Here is a 15,852-nt window from a genome sequence, read left to right on the forward strand (position 1 = left end):
CGCTCTCAGAAACTTTCGTGGATGCTCCCGCTCCTGGCCGTGCTGACGGCCTGCAGCCTGCTCGTTGACTTCGATCCCGAGGGCCAGCCCTGCGAACCGGATGGCGGATGTCTGGAGGGCTATTCGTGCGTGGACATGCAATGCGTCTCCTCGCCCGGTGACACTCCGGATGGAGGTGTCTCCGGAGGCACTGACGGAGGGGGCGACGCAGGCACCGGCGGTACCGACGGCGGCCGCGATGGCGGTGCCGATGGCGGTCGGGATGGCGGCCTCGACGGTGGCCGCGGCTAGGGCGGGCCGAGGGAGTTTCTTCGCTCCCGCCCTCCTGTCGGTCGCGGTCTCTCCGAACTGGTCTGCTTGTCATACCAGTTGGGGGCCGGTTCGCGCCCAAGGCGTCGTCGCGCTGTCACGGGTGCCCTCCGGGGCATGCTGAATTGTTTGCCTGTCTGCTCGTGTGCGCGTGGCTGCGCTGCCGCGCCGTGGCTGGAGGGCCACAAGCTACAGAGATGTAACCCCGTGAAATTAAAGGGTTAGCCCCACTCGTGTTGGCAGTTTTCGTGACCTGTAGCACGAGTGATGTTGGCATCCGGCGTGCTGAAGAACGGACCCAGGAGGAAGTCATCAACATGGGCAAGCGCGTCGGAGTGCTGATGGGTGGGTGGGGCGAGGAGCGGGAGATTTCACTGAAGACAGGCGAGGCGGTCGTGGCCGCGCTGGAGGAGTCGGGCCACACCGTGACCCGCGTCTTCGCCGGGCCGGGGCTGGACCGGGTGCTGCGGTCGGCGGAGATGGACGTCGCCTTCCTCGCGCTGCACGGGCGGATGGGAGAGGACGGCAAGGTGCAGGGGCTTCTGGAGCTGCTCGAGCTGCCGTACACGGGCTCTGGAGTGCTGGCCTCCGCGCTGGCGATGAACAAGCCCTTCGCCAAGAAGCTTTTCCGGCTGCACAACCTGCCCACCCCGCAGGGCTACCGCATCGGCCGGGACGAGCTGGACAAGCTCCAGGAGCGCCACGGCGACCTGGGCTTCCCCGCGGTGGTGAAGCCGGCCTGCGGCGGCTCGTCGGTGGGGCTGGCGATGGTGAATGACGTCGAGGCGCTCACCGCCGCGGTGGCCCAGGCGTGCCGCTACGGTGGCGAGGCCCTGGTGGAGCGCTGCGTGCGAGGCCGCGAGGTGACGGTGGGCATCCTGGGCGGCGAGGTGCTCGGCAGCTGCGAGATCGCCACCCCCCGCGAGGGCTTCGACTTCGACGCCAAGTACAAGAGCGGCTCGCGCTACCACCTGCCGCCGCGCATGTCTCCCACGCGCGTGGCCAACGTGGAGCAGCTGGCGCTCTCGGCGTGGCAGGCGCTGGGCTGTCGCGGCTACGGCCGGGTGGACCTCATCTGCTCGGACGAGGACAACGACGTCGTCCTCGAGGTCAACACGCTGCCGGGCATGACGCCCACCAGCCTGCTGCCGAAGATCGCCGCGCAGCGAGGCCTGAGCTTCCCGCAGCTCTGCCAGCGCATCCTCGACCTGGCCAGCCGCGACGAGGCCGGGGTGACCGAGGCGCCGGAGACGGCCACCGTGCAGCCCGCGCCGCGCCGCGCCGTGGGGGGCTGAGGCGGGAGCGGGCCGTGCTCCCAGCAACCGCACGGCTGTAACAGCAGCAGTCCGCTCGCACGAATCGTCGGGGAGTGCTCGCTTCACGAGCGAGCCTCCCGAGCATGAGGGTGGGTGAACTACAATGGTCGGCCCTCCGACTCCTGCTCATGGCCGACTCTCCCTCCCTCCCGGCACTCGAAGCGCTGGCTGCCCACGCTCAGGCGGTCTTTCCTGACTTCAACGTGGGGCGAGAGGCCTTCCTCCGCTTCCTCGCCGAACGGCCCGAGGGCCATTCCCACTCCGCGGAGCTCTACCTCGCCTTCGCCTGCGTGCAGGGGGACGCGGCGGCGCTGGAGGAGTTCGAGCGGCGGCTGGAGGGGCTCGTCGGAGCCGCCATCACCCACCTGCGTCCCAGCCGGGCCTTCGTGGACGAGGTGCGGCAGCGGCTGCGCCAGAAGCTGCTGCTGGCGCAGCCGGGCAGCCCACCGAAGCTGCTGGAGTACGGCGGGAGAGGCTCGCTCACCCAGTGGCTGCGGGCGGTGGCGCTGCGAGAGGCGCTCAACCAGCTGGCGCGACAGCAGGCCCGCCCCGCGCCGGACTCCCTCGAGGCGATCGCCGAGATGAGGGCTCCGGGGCCGGATCCCGAGCTGGCCCTGCTCAAGCGCCGTTATGCCCCGGAGTTCAAGGCCTCGCTGGAGGCCGCGCTGAGGGATCTGCCGCCGCGCGAGCGCAACTTCCTGCGCCTCTTCTTCATCGAAGGGCTCACCGTGGAGCAGATCGCCCGCATGGATGGCACGCACAAGTCCACCGTGTCGCGGCGGATGGCGAGCGCCCGGGAGAGCGTGCTCGCGGAGATGCGGCGTCAGCTCCAGGAGCGCCTGGAGCTGAGCATGTCGGAGCTCGACAGCCTCATGGGCCAGCTGCGCAGCCAGCTCGACCTGAGCCTCGCCCGTGCCCTGAGCTAGCGGCTCGGCCGTTTCGGTGGAGCGGGCGCTCTGGGTTGACGTGCCACGCCCTCGATGTTACCCAAGGGACGTCGTACCGCAGCAGTGACGCTGCTGCGGGTCTCCTCTCCGAGGGGGCGCACAAAGCTACGTCACCTGAACGCACGGGCCGTGAGGCCCGAGACGCGGTGGGGTGACGAGCTCTCGTCATCTCCCCGCGGAGGAGCTGGAGATGACCAAGAAGACGACCCCTGACGAAGTGGCCACCGCGTACGACGTCTGGTCAGACGTGTACGACACCCAGAGGAATGCGACGCGAGACCTGGATGCCATCATCCTCCAGGCGCAAGCCCCCTCCTTGTTTCGAGGAGACGTCCTGGAGCTCGGCTGTGGCACCGGGAAGAACACCGAGTGGCTCGCACCGAGAGCGCGCAGCCTGCTGGCGCTGGATGGCTCGGAGAAGATGCTGAAGCGCGCCCGCGAGCGCCCCGGGGTGCAGCAGGTGCGCTTCGTTCAGCATGACCTGCGCGAGCCCTGGCCGACCGGGGATGCCTCTCACGACACCGCCACCTGCAACCTGGTGCTGGAGCACATCGAGGACCTCTCCTTCATCTTCTCCGAGGCGAGGCGTGTCCTCAGGCCCGGCGGCGCCTTCTTCATCTGCGAGCTGCACCCGTTCCGGCAACTGCAGGGCAAGCAGGCCCACTTCGTGAACCCGGAGTCCGGCACGGTCCAGACTGTGCGCAGCCACCTGCACGACGTCTCGGACTACCTGAACGCGGCCCTGGACGCAGGCCTGGTGCTGGCCCGCGCTCAGGACTGCCGGGACGACGAGACCGAGAGGATGTCGGTGCCTCGCCTGATCGCGCTGCTCTGGCGAAAGCCCTGAGCGGGCTTGGGCTCAGTGGGTCATGGCGGCGCGCAGGTCCCGTCCAGCGCGCTGCCGGAGGCGCCCTCGCAGGTGCCGCTCACACAGTCGCGATCGGCGAAGCAGGCGCTGCCCTCCTCACGCGGGGCCACGCACTTCCCATAGCGATCGCCGGGGGTGAAGTGGTTGGAGCAGGTGAGCGACGCCTCGCACTCGGCGGACACCGTGCAGGGCTCGTCGAGGCCCCGCCGGGGGTAGTCACACACTCCCGAGGGCGCGGGCTCATTGCCCTGGGAGGGCTTGGAGCAGACGAGCTCGTCCGCGCAGTCGCCATCCGTCTCGCAGCGTTCACCCAGGCCGATGCTGCAGCCGGTCCCCAGGAGGGCAACGAGCATGAGCCAGCCATACCGCCAGCCTCGCCTCATAGCGCAGCCTCCACCGCGAGCACGAAGGAACGTCCGGCCTCTTCCACGCCGGACCCGTGGGTCCGGTACGTGGCATTCAGCAGGTTCTGCAGCGTCCCGGACACGCGCAGGCGCGGGCCCCACTGCACGCCTCCGCGCAGGTGGAACGCGACGAAGCCCGGAGTGCCGTTGCAGTCGGGGACCTCCGCGCAGGTGCGCACGTCGAGGCGGTCCGCCGCGGACAGCTCGCGCTGCGCGGTCGCCCAGCGGGCCACGGCCTCGAAGAAGAGGGAGTCGAGCGGCGTATAGGTGGCGCGCACCAGGCCGTTGAGCGGCGGCGTGCGCGAGAGCGGCTCGAGGATGAGCGGCTCTCCGGGCAGGGTGAGATCCTTGCGGCGCTGCTGGGTATATGTCCACGTCGCGTGGGTGGCGAGGCTGAGGCGGGGGAGGACCTGGAAGGCCACGGCGGCCTCCAGCGCGTGGAGCTGGGCCCGGTCCCGGTTCTGCCGGGCGAGGTAGGGAAGGCCGTCGGGGTTCTCTGTCGCTCCGTCCAGGGCCGTTGGCACGTTGCCCACCAGCCCCGAGACGAGGGTGTACGCGTAGAAGAACTCGGCGCTGAGGCGCTCACGGTGCGCGCGAACACCGAGCTCCGCCGTGTAGGACTGCTCGGTGCGCAGGGCGCGCCCGGGCACGAGGAAGCCCGGGCCCTCGGCGCCCAGGCGCAGGTAGTCGTCGATGTTCGGGGCTCGGAAGCCGGAGCCCAGGTTGGCCAGGAGCGACAGCCCCCGCGCGAGCCGGTACTGGGCGCCGAGCTCGGCCGCCACACCCACGGCGTTCAGCGTGTCCTCCGGCAGCACGGGAGGAGGGGTGGGCGCGGAGGCGAAGAGCTCGGCCAGTCGCGCGTCCTCCGGCAGGTGCGTGGAGTTGAACTGCACGCGGCCGCCGAGGTGCCAGGAGAAGGGCTCCCGGGCATCGCTCGTCAGCAGGCCGAACACTCCCGTGGAGATGGAGGTCGGCGCTCCGGGGTAGCGCGCGTCCGCGGTCCGGGGGGAGAAGCTCTCCGCTCCGGCCAGGGGACTGCGCCCGGCGAGGCTGGTGACGCGGTCGCGGAAGAGGTCCAGGCCCATGACGAGCTGGGGGCGCAGGGGCAGCGACTCGAGCGGGGACGTCTCTGCCTCGATGCGCATGCCCACCGTCCACACGGTGGCGGCGTCGCGCTCGATGCGGTCGCGCGAGACGCGGAAGCGGTCGACCTGCTCGTTCTGCCGGTGGGAGCTCAGCTCCACCGCCCAGCGCCTCAGCAGTCCGTCGGAGGTGTGCTCCAGGCGGCCGTGGAGGAAGTCCCGCTGCTGCTCGGTGAAGCGGCGGAAGTCTCCGGGCGCCGAGCGGTCCAGGCGCGGCGCGTCGGACTGACGCACCCCCTGGTACTGGAAGGCGAGCTGCAGGCTGGGCGCCAGCCGGTGGCGCAGCTTGAGCGAGGCATCTCCCTCCTGGTAGCCCGTGTAGCGCTGGAGCCCCACGCGCTCTCCGCCGCGCAGATCGTTGAAGTCGCGGAGCGTCACGCCCGCGGCCACGGCCGTGTTCTCCAGCGAGAGCCCCGCGCGCAGGTGGCCCTGGAGGCTCATGTCCGCGGTGCCCGCCTGGGCTCGGAGCTGCCCGATGGGGGTCAGCTCCGAGGTGAAGCGCGGCCAGAACGTGCGCACGTTGATCACGCCGCCGAGCGCGTCGGAGCCATAGAGCACCGAGCCGGGGCCGCGGACGACCTCGATCTGATCGATGAGGAAGGGGTCCACCGTGTTGAGGTATTGGTTGGGCCCCGAGCGGACGGTGGCGTTGTTCAAGCGCACGCCGTCGACGAGCAGCAGGATGTGCTGTCCGTACAGACCGCGGATGATGGGGGCGCCTCCGCCGTGGTTCGTCTTCTGGAGGAACACGCCCTCCTGCTCGGCCAGCGCCTCGGGAGTGGTGCGCGCCGGCCTGCGAGCGAGCTCCTCCCGATCGACCACCGTCACCGCGCGCGGCGCCTCGTCCGCCGGCTGGGCAACGCGCGTGGCCGTCACCACCGTCTGGGCGGACGGCTGCTCGTCAGGCTCGAGGTTCGCGCTGGGCGCCTGGGAGGGTGGGGCGCTCTCCTGCGCCTGGGGAGCAGGCTCGGGCGGGGGAGGGGAGTCCGCGGGGGCTTGAGGGGGCGCCGACTCGGACTCGGTCGATACAGCCGGTGACTCGGCCGGGACCTGAGGAGCGTCGGGTGGTTGTTGAAGGAGCAGGACGCTGAGCAGCGAGATGAAATGCACGGGAACTCCGCACGGGGGGAGTGGAGGGTCAGCCGTCTCGCGGAGCTATAGCCTGCAAGGGCGTGTGAGGGAATCGGGTGGGAGCCCCTCAGGGGAGGCTGTCAGAGGACGGACTGTCGCCCAGGAGGTGCTGGCGGACGGAACCCGGCTCAGCCCAGGTTCAGCTCACGGCTCAACCCATCACGGAACGTTGACTCGGGGGGGAGCGAGCCTTCGAGCTTCCGAGCGATCATCTGCTCAAGCGCCAGCACTCCGAAGAAGTCGGAGCAGCCTTCACGGCCTGGGGCCAGCAGCTCCTCGTGCCCGGTGGCGACGCCCACGTCCCTGACCGTCTCGCGCTCCTTGGGATTTCAGCCCGCTGGAGGATGAGCGGTTCGGTCCGCTCGGTTCCAGTTCCTGACAGCCATGACGAAACCATGACAAAGACATGGAGCGCCCATGGCCATACTCCTTTCCCTACGCTGTAGGTTGGTCACCGTCGCCACCCAGCTCAGGTGAACCCGCCATGCCCATGCGTGTCATCACTGCCGCCCTCCTCGTGGAAGCGGTCACGGAACTGTCCAGGGGCTCCAAGCTGGTCCGGGTGAAGGATGTCTTCGCCTGGTGTGACAGGCACTCGGTCGACTACAAGGGAGACAGGCTCAAGAACCTGGCGATCTGGGAAGCCGACCGCGAGGAGGCCCGCGGACAGCGCCGACTCCTGAAGTTCAAGAGCGGGGAGAGCAAGCAGTCGCGGGTGGGGTGGGCGCTCATCGCTCACGGAGACAAGGCGCGTGAGGCCGCTGCGCGGCTGGGCTGGCGCGAGCAGCGCTGGAACGGCGAGGCCTGGGACTGGCTGGGGGGATGCCCACCGCCGCCGCGCCGTCCTGGGACGGATGAGGCCACGGACAGCGGAGAGCCTGACTGGGGCTCGGCGGCCGAAGGCTCCTGGCCATAGGCGCGCGCCCAAGGAGGGACGCATCCCCCCAATGGGGGTGGTTTGGAGTGAAGGAGGGTTCACTCTCGGGGCAGTCGTCCTCCCATACCCCGGAAGCCTGGGTGCTGAGCAAACCCTCCAACCGGCACAAGGCGGTGCCCCTGACCCCCGAGCAGTTCCACTACGCCTTCTCGAACACGCTCACCGCGGAGCAGTCCGCGGTCGCCTACGAGCGCTACCACGTTCCCGCTCCGGGCCGCTTCGTGTTTGACGGCGCCCTCGCCAACCTCAACCCTCACTCCGCCACGAAGGTCGACCTGCGGAGGGCAGCCGGGCCAGAGGCGGCCGGCCCGCTCTCAGGGGGAACTGCTCCTCGAGGAAGGGCCCGGTCTTCTCGTACTGGACACCATACCGACTAGTTGGTATGGTGGCTTCATGGGTCGTACACAGAGCAACTCCAAAACGAAGTTCCTGGATGCCGCGCTGCACGTCATCCGCGCCAAGGGTTACGAGGCGACGACGGTGGACGACATCTGCGCGGAGGCGGGGCTCACCAAGGGCAGCTTCTTCCACCACTTCGAGAGCAAGGAGGAGCTCGCGCTCGCGGCGGCCGAGCACTTCGCCACGATGGCGGAGGGCGCGTTCGCCGCGGCGCCGTACCGGCAGGCGGAGGACCCGCTGGATCGCGTCCTCGGCTACGTGGACTTCCGCGCGTCACTGATGAAGGGCGAGCTCCCCGACTTCACCTGCCTGCTCGGCATGATGGTGCAGGAGACGTACGAGACGCACCCGGAGATCCGCCAGGCGTGCGACCGGCACATCAGCGCGCACGCCCGGACGGTGGCGAGCGACATCGCCGAGGCGAAGAAGCGCTACGCCCCGCACGCGCCCTGGGAGCCCGACAGCCTGGCGCTCCACATCCAGGCCGTGATCCACGGCGCCTTCATCCTGGCCAAGGCCCGCAACGGCCCCGAGGTGGCCGTGGAGTGCCTCACGCACCTGCGCCGGTACCTGGAGACCCAGTTCACCCCACCCCAGCACAAGAGGAGAAGCGCCCATGGCTAGCAAGCAGAAGATCACCACCTGCCTCTGGTTCAAGAACAACGCGGAGGAAGCGGCGAACCTGTACGTCTCCACCTTCAAGAACTCGAAGGTGCTCAGCGTGTCGCGCTACGGAGATGCGGGGCCGGGGCCGAAGGGGGAGGCCATGCTGGTGACCTTCGAGATCGAGGGCCAGCCGTTCATGGCGCTGAATGGCAACCCGAAGTCCACGTTCACGGATGCGAACTCGCTGTTCGTGAGCTGTGAGACGCAGGAGGAGGTGGATCACCTCTGGAACAGGCTCATCGCGGACGGGGGCTCGCCGTCGATGTGTGGCTGGCTCAAGGACAAGTTCGGAGTGTCCTGGCAGATCATCCCCACCACGCTGATGGAGCTGATGGGGGACAAGGATCCCGCGAGGTCGAAGAGGGTCATGGAAGCCATGATGAAGATGACCAAGATCGACATCGCGAAGCTGAAGCAGGCCTACCACCAGGCTTGAGCAGGTTCGACGAAGCCTTCTGAAACGCGCAGCGGGCCCGAGTCCGCACCCGGTCCGCCCGCCTGCCGGGCGCACTTTGTCCGAACTGGTCTACTTGTCATACCAGTTCGGTACCGGTCCGCCCACAGGGTGCCCCCGGCTCCCGAGCCGGCCACCGGCCCGGGTGCGTGTGCCTCGGTCATTCGTCCCGACAGGCTCCGCGCCTGTTCCGGCCTGGCTCAGGCCCTCCGGCGGCGGCCACCCGCGCGCCCGAGGAGCGACAGGAGCAGCAGACCGAACATCGAGGCACCATCCCCCGACCCGCTGCAGCCGCAGCCACCGCCGTCGCCGTCACCATCGCCGCCGGGAGCCTCCACGCAGACGCCGCCTGCGCACACCGCCGCGGCGGTACCGGGCGCTCGCCAGCGGGTTGGAACCTTGCCAACATATTGGCAGCGCTGCTGACAGGAAGGCAGCGGGCGGGTAGAGCCGACACGGGACGCTTCGTCACCCCGAAAGGACATGCCCCGTGCCGTTCACACTGCCCGAACTCCCCTACAAGAAGGATGCCCTCGCCCCCCACCTCAGCGCGGAGACGCTCGAGTTCCATCACGGCAAGCACCACGCCGCGTACGTGACGAACCTCAACAAGCTGCTCGAGGGAAAGCCCGAGGCCCAGCGCTCCCTCGAGGAGGTCATCCTCGGCAGCGACGGGGCGGTCTTCAACAACGCCGCCCAGGTGTGGAACCACACGTTCTACTGGAACTGCATGAAGCCCGCCGGAGGTGGTCGCCCGACGGGTGAGCTCGCGGAGGCCATCACCCGCGACTTCGGCTCCTTCGAGCGCTTCCGCGAGGAGTTCGTCAACGCCGCGACGACGCAGTTCGGCTCGGGCTGGGCCTGGCTCGTGCTCGAGAAGGGCAAGCTCGCGGTCACCAAGACGGGTAACGCGGACCTGCCGCTCAAGCACGGCCAGAAGGCGCTGCTCACCATCGACGTGTGGGAGCACGCCTACTACGTGGACTTCCGCAACGCCCGCCCGAGGTACATCGACACCTTCCTCGAGCACCTCGTGAACTGGGACTTCGTGCTCCAGAACCTCAAGGGGCGCTGAGCCAGCCTCAGCGCTGGGTGACGATCACCGCGTGGGGGAGCTCCGGCGCGCGGATGAACTCGCTCCGGCCGAACCCGGCCGCCCTGAACATCCGCTCGTACTCGGCGAACGTGTACGCGTCTCCCGCCGGCGTGCTGGCGAGCATCGTCAGCGCGGCCGCATGGCCGCATGGCCAAGGAGCGAGGAGCCAGGCTCACCGGTCGCTCCAGGCGAGCTTGGTATCTCGCCCACGCTTGCACATCTCTACGGGAAGGAAACGCACCGCTGGCGGGACCTCGCGTCCCAGGGAGCGACACGTATGGAGATGATCGCGTACATCATCGTCGGCTGCATCACCGGTCTGCTCTGCCGGGTCGTCGTGACGAACGCCAGGAGCATGGGGCTCATCCGGTTCGTCCTCGTCGGCATGGTGGGCGGCATCGCGGGCGGCATCGTGGGTGGGGCCTTCAACGTCCGGCAGGAGCCCTTCGCCGTCGACATCCCCTCCATCGTGGGGAGCGTCCTGGGCGCAGCCATCGCCGTCTTCGTGGTGGTGGCGCTCAGTCGAAACAGAGCCCACGTCTAGAGCTCCGCGGCGAGCTGTCGCACGATGGGGGCGAAGTCGGCGGTCGGCGTCGCGATGCTGCAAGCGGCGCCCCCGTGGACGAGCCCCACGACGCGGAACCGAAGGTCCACCACCGGGGAGCCGGAGTCTCCCTTCTCCCCGTGCAGCGTGGTGAAGAGTGCCTGTGGGACGCCCGGAAGGGAGGGGCAGCGGCCCAGTCGCTGGAGCCAGGCCTGCTGGACTTCGCCCGGCGGATCGTAGCGTCCCGCGAAGAGGAGCCCCTCTCCCGGCTGGGGCAGCGCCGGGGCGACCGGCAGGGCCAGGACGGGCGCCACCGCATCGAGCTGGAAGAGCGCCACGTCCCGGTCCCGATCGACGAAGACGGAGGTGCCGCTCAGCTGCGATCCATCGTGCAGCTCGAGCTCGATGCGCTGAGCGCTCGAGGCGACACAGTGGGCCGCCGTCAGCACATGGCGGCCGTCCTCGACGATGACGCCCGCGCAGTGACCTGGCACCAGCAGCACCGTGGCCTCTCGGAGGACCCGCGCGTCCAGCTCCGGCGGCGCGGAGCCGCATGCCGCCACCAGGGCTCCCAGGAGGAGGCCTGGGTACAAGGAGAGTCTCTTCGCCCGCATCGTCGTCCCCCTCATCCCCGCAGGCACGAGCGGGCAGTGGTGAACACTCCGAGGGAAGGATGCGCACCGGCGGGAGCCATGCCTGGAGCAGGGTTGGCCTCCAGGCAGGGGGGCGCGGCGCGAAGCCCCCGTGCGGTACTCTGGTCGCATGGAGTTCGATGAGTCGGAGCCGCCGCCCCGCCATTCGCGAGCGCTGCGAGTACTGATGGCGCTGGGCGGCGGCCTGCTGGTGCTCCTCATCGCCTCGCTGTTCCTGGTCGATGCCTGGTCCCGACGACAGTACGAACCCACGATCGCTGGGTTTCAGCAGGACGTGACGGAGAACATCGACTTCTTCTGTGAGCAGCAGACCCTGCTCTCGCGCGAGCTGTGGTTCCACGAACCGCGCACCCAGGGAGATGCCGGGCCGCTCTTGAATGCCTGGGTGGCCTGGGAGTCAGGGCCGAAGCTGCCCAAGGACTCGCCCCTCGCCATTCCGATCCCACTGCCGCGACGGCTCGGTGGCTTCCGGGAGTGGCTGGCCTCCCAGTCCGATGTCCCCCAGCTGGACTTCGGCTGGATGGACAGGCTGCACGCGTACGACCGTTGGGAGCTCCGAGCGGATGCGCGGCTTGCGCCACGGCAGTCTGTCGATGCCGTCTCCGCCTGCCGAGTGGCGGCCGATGAGCGCCGAGCAGCTGGCACGGATGCGGGTGGTCGTGCTGAGCAGCATCACCTTCGCGAGCCTCCCCACGCCCGTGGAGGTGGCGAAGAAGGCTCGGAGCTGTGGCGAGCCCGCGGTGACACGCTGCGTGGCGCTGGGGGAGGCGGCGTTCTGGATGAAGTACCTCGGGAACTTCGCTCGGGATTCGTACCCGGAGGCCTATGCCTCGTTCGAGGAGGAGCTCGCGGCTGCGCCATGCCCTACCGGGCTCGCGCGGAGGATGTGGGAGCACGGCGTGACGCTCGAGGAGGCTGACGAGGCGCGCGGCATGTCCGGGCTACCTGCTGGGACGCTGCGGTGGACTCCGCGTGGTCCCTTGAGGGAAGTCCTCGTGGGGAACCTCCTCTCGCACAGCCTGCTCTCTCTCGAGAGGCTGAAGGACTTCCGCCAGACGCTCACCGCGGGAGGCTTCAAGGACGAGCCTCGAGCCCCGCGCCGGTGACGCCGCTTCATGGACCGGGACGTGTCGCCTTCTCAGCTTGGCGTCTCTCGCGGGTCGTCCCCGTACGTGGACTCGTAGTCCATGTTTCCGTTCTTCAGGTGGACCTTCACCTGGCTCGGCTCCTCGGTGCGAGCCCGCTCCTTCGCCGCTTCTTCCGCGCTCGCCTTCGTCTCGTACTCCTCGCGGAAGCCCCGGTCGTTCTCGCGTGTCACCAGCCACTTCGATTGATCCGCATTCGGCACGACATGGTAGACGGTCCTGTCACTCGCCATGGTTTCTCCTCTTTCACGTGTCTCCGTTTCAGGTGGGGATGATCCGTTCCTGGATCAACTCGCCCTCGATCGATCGGACGCACGCCTTGGCCTGCCCACTGTGTCAGGCTGCCCGCTTGCTGATCGGAGGTTTGAGCCGCTCCTGAGGTAGGCTGCCGCCCCGTGGTAGGCCCGCGCTTCGCGGCGCCCGCACCTATGGGGGAGCACGCGATGGGGAGCGACATCAACACCGGGACTTCGGAGACGGCGCGCCATGCGCCGCTGGGGACTCGCCGGGTCAAGTCGCACCACCTCTACGTGGCCGTCATCGTGGCCGCCCTCGCTGGCGTCGTCGTGGGGCTGGTGGCGCCGGAGTTCGCCAAGTCCCTCAAGCCGCTGGGCAGCGGCTTCGTCAGCCTCGTGAAGATGATGATCAGCCCCATCATCTTCTGCACCATCGTGCTCGGGGTCGGCTCGATCAAGCAGGCCGCGAAGGTGGGCCACGTCGGTGGGCTCGCGCTCGGCTACTTCCTGACGATGTCCACGATCGCGCTGGCGATCGGCCTCTTCGTCGGCAACCTGCTGCACCCGGGCTCCAACCTCCAGCTCACGGAGGCCCTGCGTGGCGCGGGCGTCAAGGCTGGCGGCGGCGAGAGCAAGGGGACGATCGACTTCATCCTCGGCATCATCCCCTCGACGCTCGTGTCCGCCCTGACCTCCGGGGAGGTGCTCCAGGCCCTGTTCGTGGCGCTGCTCGTGGGCTTCGCCGTGCAGGGCATGGGGGTGATCGGCGCGCCCATCCTGCGGACGATTGCCTACCTCCAGCGCCTCGTCTTCAAGGTGCTGTCGATGATCATGTGGGCCGCGCCGCTGGGAGCGTTCGGCGCCATGGCCGCCGTCGTCGGCGCGACGGGCGTCGATGCGCTCAAGAGCCTCGCGGTCATCATGGTGGGCTTCTACGTGACGTGCCTCGTCTTCGTGTTCGTCGTGCTGGGGCTCATCCTGCGGCTGGCGACCGGGTTCTCGGTGTTCCGGCTGCTGAAGTACCTGGCCCGTGAGTTCCTGCTCATCCTGTCGACGTCGTCCTCCGAGACCGCGCTGCCCCGGCTCATCGCGAAGATGGAGCACCTGGGCGTCTCGCGGCCCGTCGTCGGCGTCGTCGTGCCCACGGGCTACTCGTTCAACCTCGATGGCACGGCCATCTACCTCACGATGGCCTCGCTGTTCATCGCCAACGCGCTCGGAAAGCCCCTCTCGCTGAGCGAGCAGATCGGCCTGCTCCTGTTCATGATCGTCGCCTCCAAGGGCGCCGCCGGGGTGACGGGGGCCGGAATCGCCACGCTCGCCGGTGGCCTCCAGTCGCATCGGCCCGAGCTCGTCGATGGTGTCGGGTTCATCATCGGCATCGATCGCTTCATGTCCGAGGCTCGCGCGCTGACGAACTTCGCGGGCAACGCGATCGCCACGGTGCTCATCGGCAAGTGGACCGGGGAGATGGACAGGGACAGGGCCGAGAAGGTGCTCGCGGGCACGCTCCCGTTCGACGAGCATCACCACGAGGCCAGCGAGGAGCATCACGAGCCGGTTCCGGCCGCTGAGAGCGGGGGCAAGGCGGGATAGCGCCATCCGAGGAGCACGACGACGAGCACGACGATGATGTGCGTTGAGGCGCTCGAGTTCGCCTCCTGGAACAACGGGTCAACTCCGCCATCTGGAACCGTCAACGCCCCGGCACGACTTGGAGGCGCGTATGAAGGCCGCCGCACCCAGAGGGTCGAACACGCTGGTCTGTAGCACCCATCAGTTGACCCGGGGCTTCGACAGTGCCCCGGTCTTCGAGAACCTGCAGCTCGAGGTGCATGAGCAGGAGCGGGTCGGCCTCGTCGGGCCCAATGGCTGTGGCAAGACGACGCTGCTCCGCCTGCTGGCGGGCCAGGACAAGCCGGACGCGGGCAGCATCGCCATCCGCAAGGGCGCCCGGGTCGGGTATCTGTCGCAGATCCCGGTGTACGAGGACGGAGTCTCCGTCCGGCAGGTGCTCGAGCAGTCCTTCGCCGAGGTGCTGGAGGTCGCCGAGCGGATGCGCCGGCTCGAGGCGCGAATGGCCCAGCCGGAGACCGGCGCCGAGGCCGGGCTGATGGAGCGGCTCCTCAAGGAGTACGAGCACCTCCAGCTTGAGCATGAGCGGCTGGAGGGCTACAGCGTGCAGGCCAAGGTGACGGCGGTCTGCGAGGGCCTGGGCATCCCGGAGAGGCTGCAGTCCTCGATGTTCGTCACGCTGAGCGGTGGCGAGAAGACCAAGGTGGGGCTGGCGCGGGACACGGTGATCGGCTCGTTCCGCTAGAGCGTGCCGGTGGAGGAGGGTGAGGCGCGGCACATCCTGGCGCGCTTCCTCTTCTTCGGGCCCGCTGTGTTCCGCAAGGTGACGGAGCTGAGCGGCGGCGAGCGGGTGCGGCTGCGGCTGGCCCAGCTCATGTGAAGGAGCGGGAGGCGTTGGAGCAGGAACGCACGGCCCTCTACGACGCGCTCATCGCGGTCATGGAGGGATGAAGGCGGCTGCAACCTCCATGCCCAAGTCCCCACCGCCTCCAGTGGAGGGCTCGTGTCGGGCCTGAGCGCCAGGAACTGGTCTGCTTGTCATACCAGTTCGCAACAAGTCCGGCCGCCAGGGTGGGCGCTGGTTTCAGAGTCTGAGAAGGTGGTCAGGGAGGTGGGCCTGGGATGACCTCCGCGCCTACCAGCTCGTCGGCGGTCGGTCGCTCGAAGAATCCCTCCATGAAGTCGAACATGGCGTCGGTCACCTCGAATGAATAGGTGGCGGCCTGCTCGGTATTGCGGCGGCGGACGCGCTCGCGGCGGGTGTTGGCGTCCACGTCGAGGAAGTGAAGTCGGGTGGGGAAGCCCACCTGCGCGGCGCGGGCCCGGAACCTGTCCCGGTGCTCGCGCTTGGACAGCCCCACGTCGAAGATGACGTCATGCCCACGCGCGAGGAGCTGCTCGGCCATGCGCCACATCTGTGCCTCGCACCGCGCGGTTCTCTCCAGCGCCCAGGCCAGATCGGGCTTCAGGGGATAGTCCATCATGAACAGCGAGGCCATCCACTCATCGATGGAGAAGCGGATCGCCCCGACGCGGTCGGCGAGCACCAGCGCGTAGGTCGTCTTGCCAGCTCCCGTGGAGCCGCAGATCAAGTGCACCGTTGGCATGGCCCCTCCTTTACTCCTCCTTCGAGTACGGCACCGTGATGCACTCGAGGTGATTCCCGTCGGGATCGTCGAAGTACACGCCGCGCCCACCGTGTAGGTGGTTGATCTGGCCGGGCTTCGACTTGCGCGGGTCAGCCCAGTGCTCGATGCCACGCTCGCGTATCCGAGCGAGGATCGCATCGAACTCGGCGTCGCTGACGAGGAACGCGACGTGCTGACCGTGGAAGTCCACGGGGGGCTCGGCGTAATCGATGCTGGCCGCATCGGCGATGTCGATGACGTGGAAGAAGCCAGACCTGCGGGGCGCGGGAAGGCCCAGAACTTCAGCGGTGAAGCGTGCGGAACGTGCGGCGTCGCGAGACGGAAGGATGGTGTGGTTGAAGCGGATGGCCACGGGGAGGACCTCATTCTGCGCGGCAAGGC

At 68.8% G+C, this 15,852-nt stretch carries 22 protein-coding genes; 14 read left to right on the plus strand and 8 right to left on the minus strand.

Annotated features, from left to right (window positions below; genetic code table 11):
- Positions 1-21 precede the first annotated feature (21 nt).
- The 4 genes from KY572_RS18085 (at position 22) to KY572_RS18100 (ending at position 3,419) form a co-directional block, all read left to right on the plus strand.
- Positions 22-291, plus strand: a complete 270-nt coding sequence (locus KY572_RS18085) for a hypothetical protein (RefSeq protein WP_224244049.1) — start codon at positions 22-24, stop codon at positions 289-291.
- Positions 292-626: 335 nt separating this feature from the next.
- Complete coding sequence (locus KY572_RS18090) at positions 627-1,604, plus strand: D-alanine--D-alanine ligase (protein WP_224244050.1); 978 nt, start codon at positions 627-629, stop codon at positions 1,602-1,604.
- 149 nt (positions 1,605-1,753) lie between these two features.
- Positions 1,754-2,551: a sigma-70 family RNA polymerase sigma factor gene (locus tag KY572_RS18095; RefSeq protein WP_224244051.1), complete on the plus strand. Its 798-nt coding sequence runs from the start codon at positions 1,754-1,756 to the stop codon at positions 2,549-2,551.
- Positions 2,552-2,762: 211 nt separating this feature from the next.
- Positions 2,763-3,419 (plus strand): class I SAM-dependent DNA methyltransferase, encoded by a 657-nt coding sequence (locus tag KY572_RS18100; RefSeq protein ID WP_224244052.1) that lies wholly within the window; start codon positions 2,763-2,765, stop codon positions 3,417-3,419.
- A gap of 20 nt (positions 3,420-3,439) precedes the next feature.
- On the opposite strand, the gene KY572_RS18105 is transcribed toward KY572_RS18100, so the two are convergent.
- Together KY572_RS18105 and KY572_RS18110 are read right to left on the minus strand one after the other, a co-directional pair.
- Positions 3,440-3,823, minus strand: a complete 384-nt coding sequence (locus KY572_RS18105) for a hypothetical protein (protein WP_224244053.1) — start codon at positions 3,821-3,823, stop codon at positions 3,440-3,442.
- Entirely contained in the window at positions 3,820-6,096 is a 2,277-nt protein-coding gene (locus KY572_RS18110) for a TonB-dependent receptor (protein ID WP_224244054.1), read from the minus strand. The genes KY572_RS18105 and KY572_RS18110 overlap by 4 nt, the downstream gene beginning before the upstream one ends.
- Positions 6,097-6,601: 505 nt before the next feature.
- Here KY572_RS18110 and KY572_RS18115 point away from each other — a divergent pair.
- The 4 genes from KY572_RS18115 to KY572_RS18130 all read left to right on the plus strand — a co-directional run bounded on the left by KY572_RS18115 (position 6,602) and on the right by KY572_RS18130 (position 8,555).
- On the plus strand, positions 6,602-7,033 hold the full coding sequence (locus tag KY572_RS18115; RefSeq protein WP_224244055.1) for a hypothetical protein: 432 nt from the start codon (positions 6,602-6,604) through the stop codon (positions 7,031-7,033).
- Between the two features lie 101 nt (positions 7,034-7,134).
- A complete protein-coding gene (locus KY572_RS18120; protein WP_224244056.1) occupies positions 7,135-7,431 on the plus strand; it encodes a hypothetical protein in 297 nt (98 codons plus the stop codon).
- Positions 7,432-7,447: 16 nt separating this feature from the next.
- The gene (locus tag KY572_RS18125) at positions 7,448-8,077 is read left to right on the plus strand and encodes a TetR/AcrR family transcriptional regulator (RefSeq protein WP_224244057.1); all 630 of its coding nucleotides are present in this window, start codon (positions 7,448-7,450) and stop codon (positions 8,075-8,077) included.
- Positions 8,070-8,555, plus strand: coding sequence for a VOC family protein (locus KY572_RS18130; protein ID WP_224244059.1), 486 nt, complete (start codon positions 8,070-8,072; stop codon positions 8,553-8,555). Before KY572_RS18125 ends, KY572_RS18130 begins: the two co-directional genes overlap by 8 nt.
- Positions 8,556-8,773: 218 nt before the next feature.
- On the opposite strand, the gene KY572_RS48130 is transcribed toward KY572_RS18130, so the two are convergent.
- Positions 8,774-9,058, minus strand: coding sequence for an MYXO-CTERM sorting domain-containing protein (locus tag KY572_RS48130; RefSeq protein ID WP_407659972.1), 285 nt, complete (start codon positions 9,056-9,058; stop codon positions 8,774-8,776).
- Between the two features lie 5 nt (positions 9,059-9,063).
- On the opposite strand from KY572_RS48130, the gene KY572_RS18135 reads away from it, so the two are divergent.
- Entirely contained in the window at positions 9,064-9,648 is a 585-nt protein-coding gene (locus tag KY572_RS18135) for a superoxide dismutase (RefSeq protein ID WP_224244061.1), read from the plus strand.
- A 7-nt stretch (positions 9,649-9,655) separates the two neighbouring features.
- Here the strand turns inward: KY572_RS18135 and KY572_RS18140 are convergent, their stop codons facing one another.
- Positions 9,656-9,793 carry a hypothetical protein gene (locus KY572_RS18140; protein ID WP_224244063.1) on the minus strand — a complete coding sequence of 46 codons (138 nt, stop codon included), beginning with the start codon at positions 9,791-9,793 and terminating at the stop codon, positions 9,656-9,658.
- A gap of 153 nt (positions 9,794-9,946) precedes the next feature.
- Between KY572_RS18140 and KY572_RS18145 the strand changes: the two genes are divergently transcribed.
- On the plus strand, positions 9,947-10,213 hold the full coding sequence (locus KY572_RS18145; protein WP_224244065.1) for a GlsB/YeaQ/YmgE family stress response membrane protein: 267 nt from the start codon (positions 9,947-9,949) through the stop codon (positions 10,211-10,213).
- Here KY572_RS18145 and KY572_RS18150 read toward each other — a convergent pair.
- Entirely contained in the window at positions 10,210-10,806 is a 597-nt protein-coding gene (locus KY572_RS18150) for a S1 family peptidase (protein ID WP_224244066.1), read from the minus strand. The genes KY572_RS18145 and KY572_RS18150 overlap by 4 nt on opposite strands.
- Before the next feature lie 623 nt (positions 10,807-11,429).
- Between KY572_RS18150 and KY572_RS18155 the strand changes: the two genes are divergently transcribed.
- Complete coding sequence (locus KY572_RS18155) at positions 11,430-11,972, plus strand: hypothetical protein (RefSeq protein WP_224244067.1); 543 nt, start codon at positions 11,430-11,432, stop codon at positions 11,970-11,972.
- Positions 11,973-12,004: 32 nt separating this feature from the next.
- Here KY572_RS18155 and KY572_RS18160 read toward each other — a convergent pair whose 3' ends face one another.
- Positions 12,005-12,244: a DUF2188 domain-containing protein gene (locus KY572_RS18160; protein ID WP_224244068.1), complete on the minus strand. Its 240-nt coding sequence runs from the start codon at positions 12,242-12,244 to the stop codon at positions 12,005-12,007.
- Between the two features lie 210 nt (positions 12,245-12,454).
- On the opposite strand from KY572_RS18160, the gene KY572_RS18165 reads away from it, so the two are divergent.
- The 3 genes from KY572_RS18165 (at position 12,455) to KY572_RS47250 (ending at position 14,702) form a co-directional block, all read left to right on the plus strand.
- Positions 12,455-13,843 carry a cation:dicarboxylate symporter family transporter gene (locus KY572_RS18165; RefSeq protein ID WP_224244069.1) on the plus strand — a complete coding sequence of 463 codons (1,389 nt, stop codon included), beginning with the start codon at positions 12,455-12,457 and terminating at the stop codon, positions 13,841-13,843.
- 130 nt (positions 13,844-13,973) lie between these two features.
- The gene (locus KY572_RS18170; protein WP_263451770.1) at positions 13,974-14,567 is read left to right on the plus strand and encodes an ATP-binding cassette domain-containing protein; all 594 of its coding nucleotides are present in this window, start codon (positions 13,974-13,976) and stop codon (positions 14,565-14,567) included.
- 9 nt (positions 14,568-14,576) lie between these two features.
- Complete coding sequence (locus KY572_RS47250) at positions 14,577-14,702, plus strand: hypothetical protein (RefSeq protein ID WP_263451771.1); 126 nt, start codon at positions 14,577-14,579, stop codon at positions 14,700-14,702.
- Positions 14,703-14,925: 223 nt separating this feature from the next.
- Here the strand turns inward: KY572_RS47250 and KY572_RS18175 are convergent, their stop codons facing one another.
- Both KY572_RS18175 and KY572_RS18180 read right to left on the minus strand, forming a co-directional pair.
- Positions 14,926-15,429 (minus strand): AAA family ATPase, encoded by a 504-nt coding sequence (locus KY572_RS18175; protein ID WP_224244070.1) that lies wholly within the window; start codon positions 15,427-15,429, stop codon positions 14,926-14,928.
- Positions 15,430-15,439: 10 nt separating this feature from the next.
- Positions 15,440-15,823 carry a VOC family protein gene (locus KY572_RS18180; RefSeq protein WP_224244071.1) on the minus strand — a complete coding sequence of 128 codons (384 nt, stop codon included), beginning with the start codon at positions 15,821-15,823 and terminating at the stop codon, positions 15,440-15,442.
- Positions 15,824-15,852 lie beyond the last annotated feature (29 nt).

This window comes from Hyalangium gracile, from assembly GCF_020103725.1.
Classification (GTDB): Bacteria; Myxococcota; Myxococcia; order Myxococcales; family Myxococcaceae; genus Hyalangium; species Hyalangium gracile.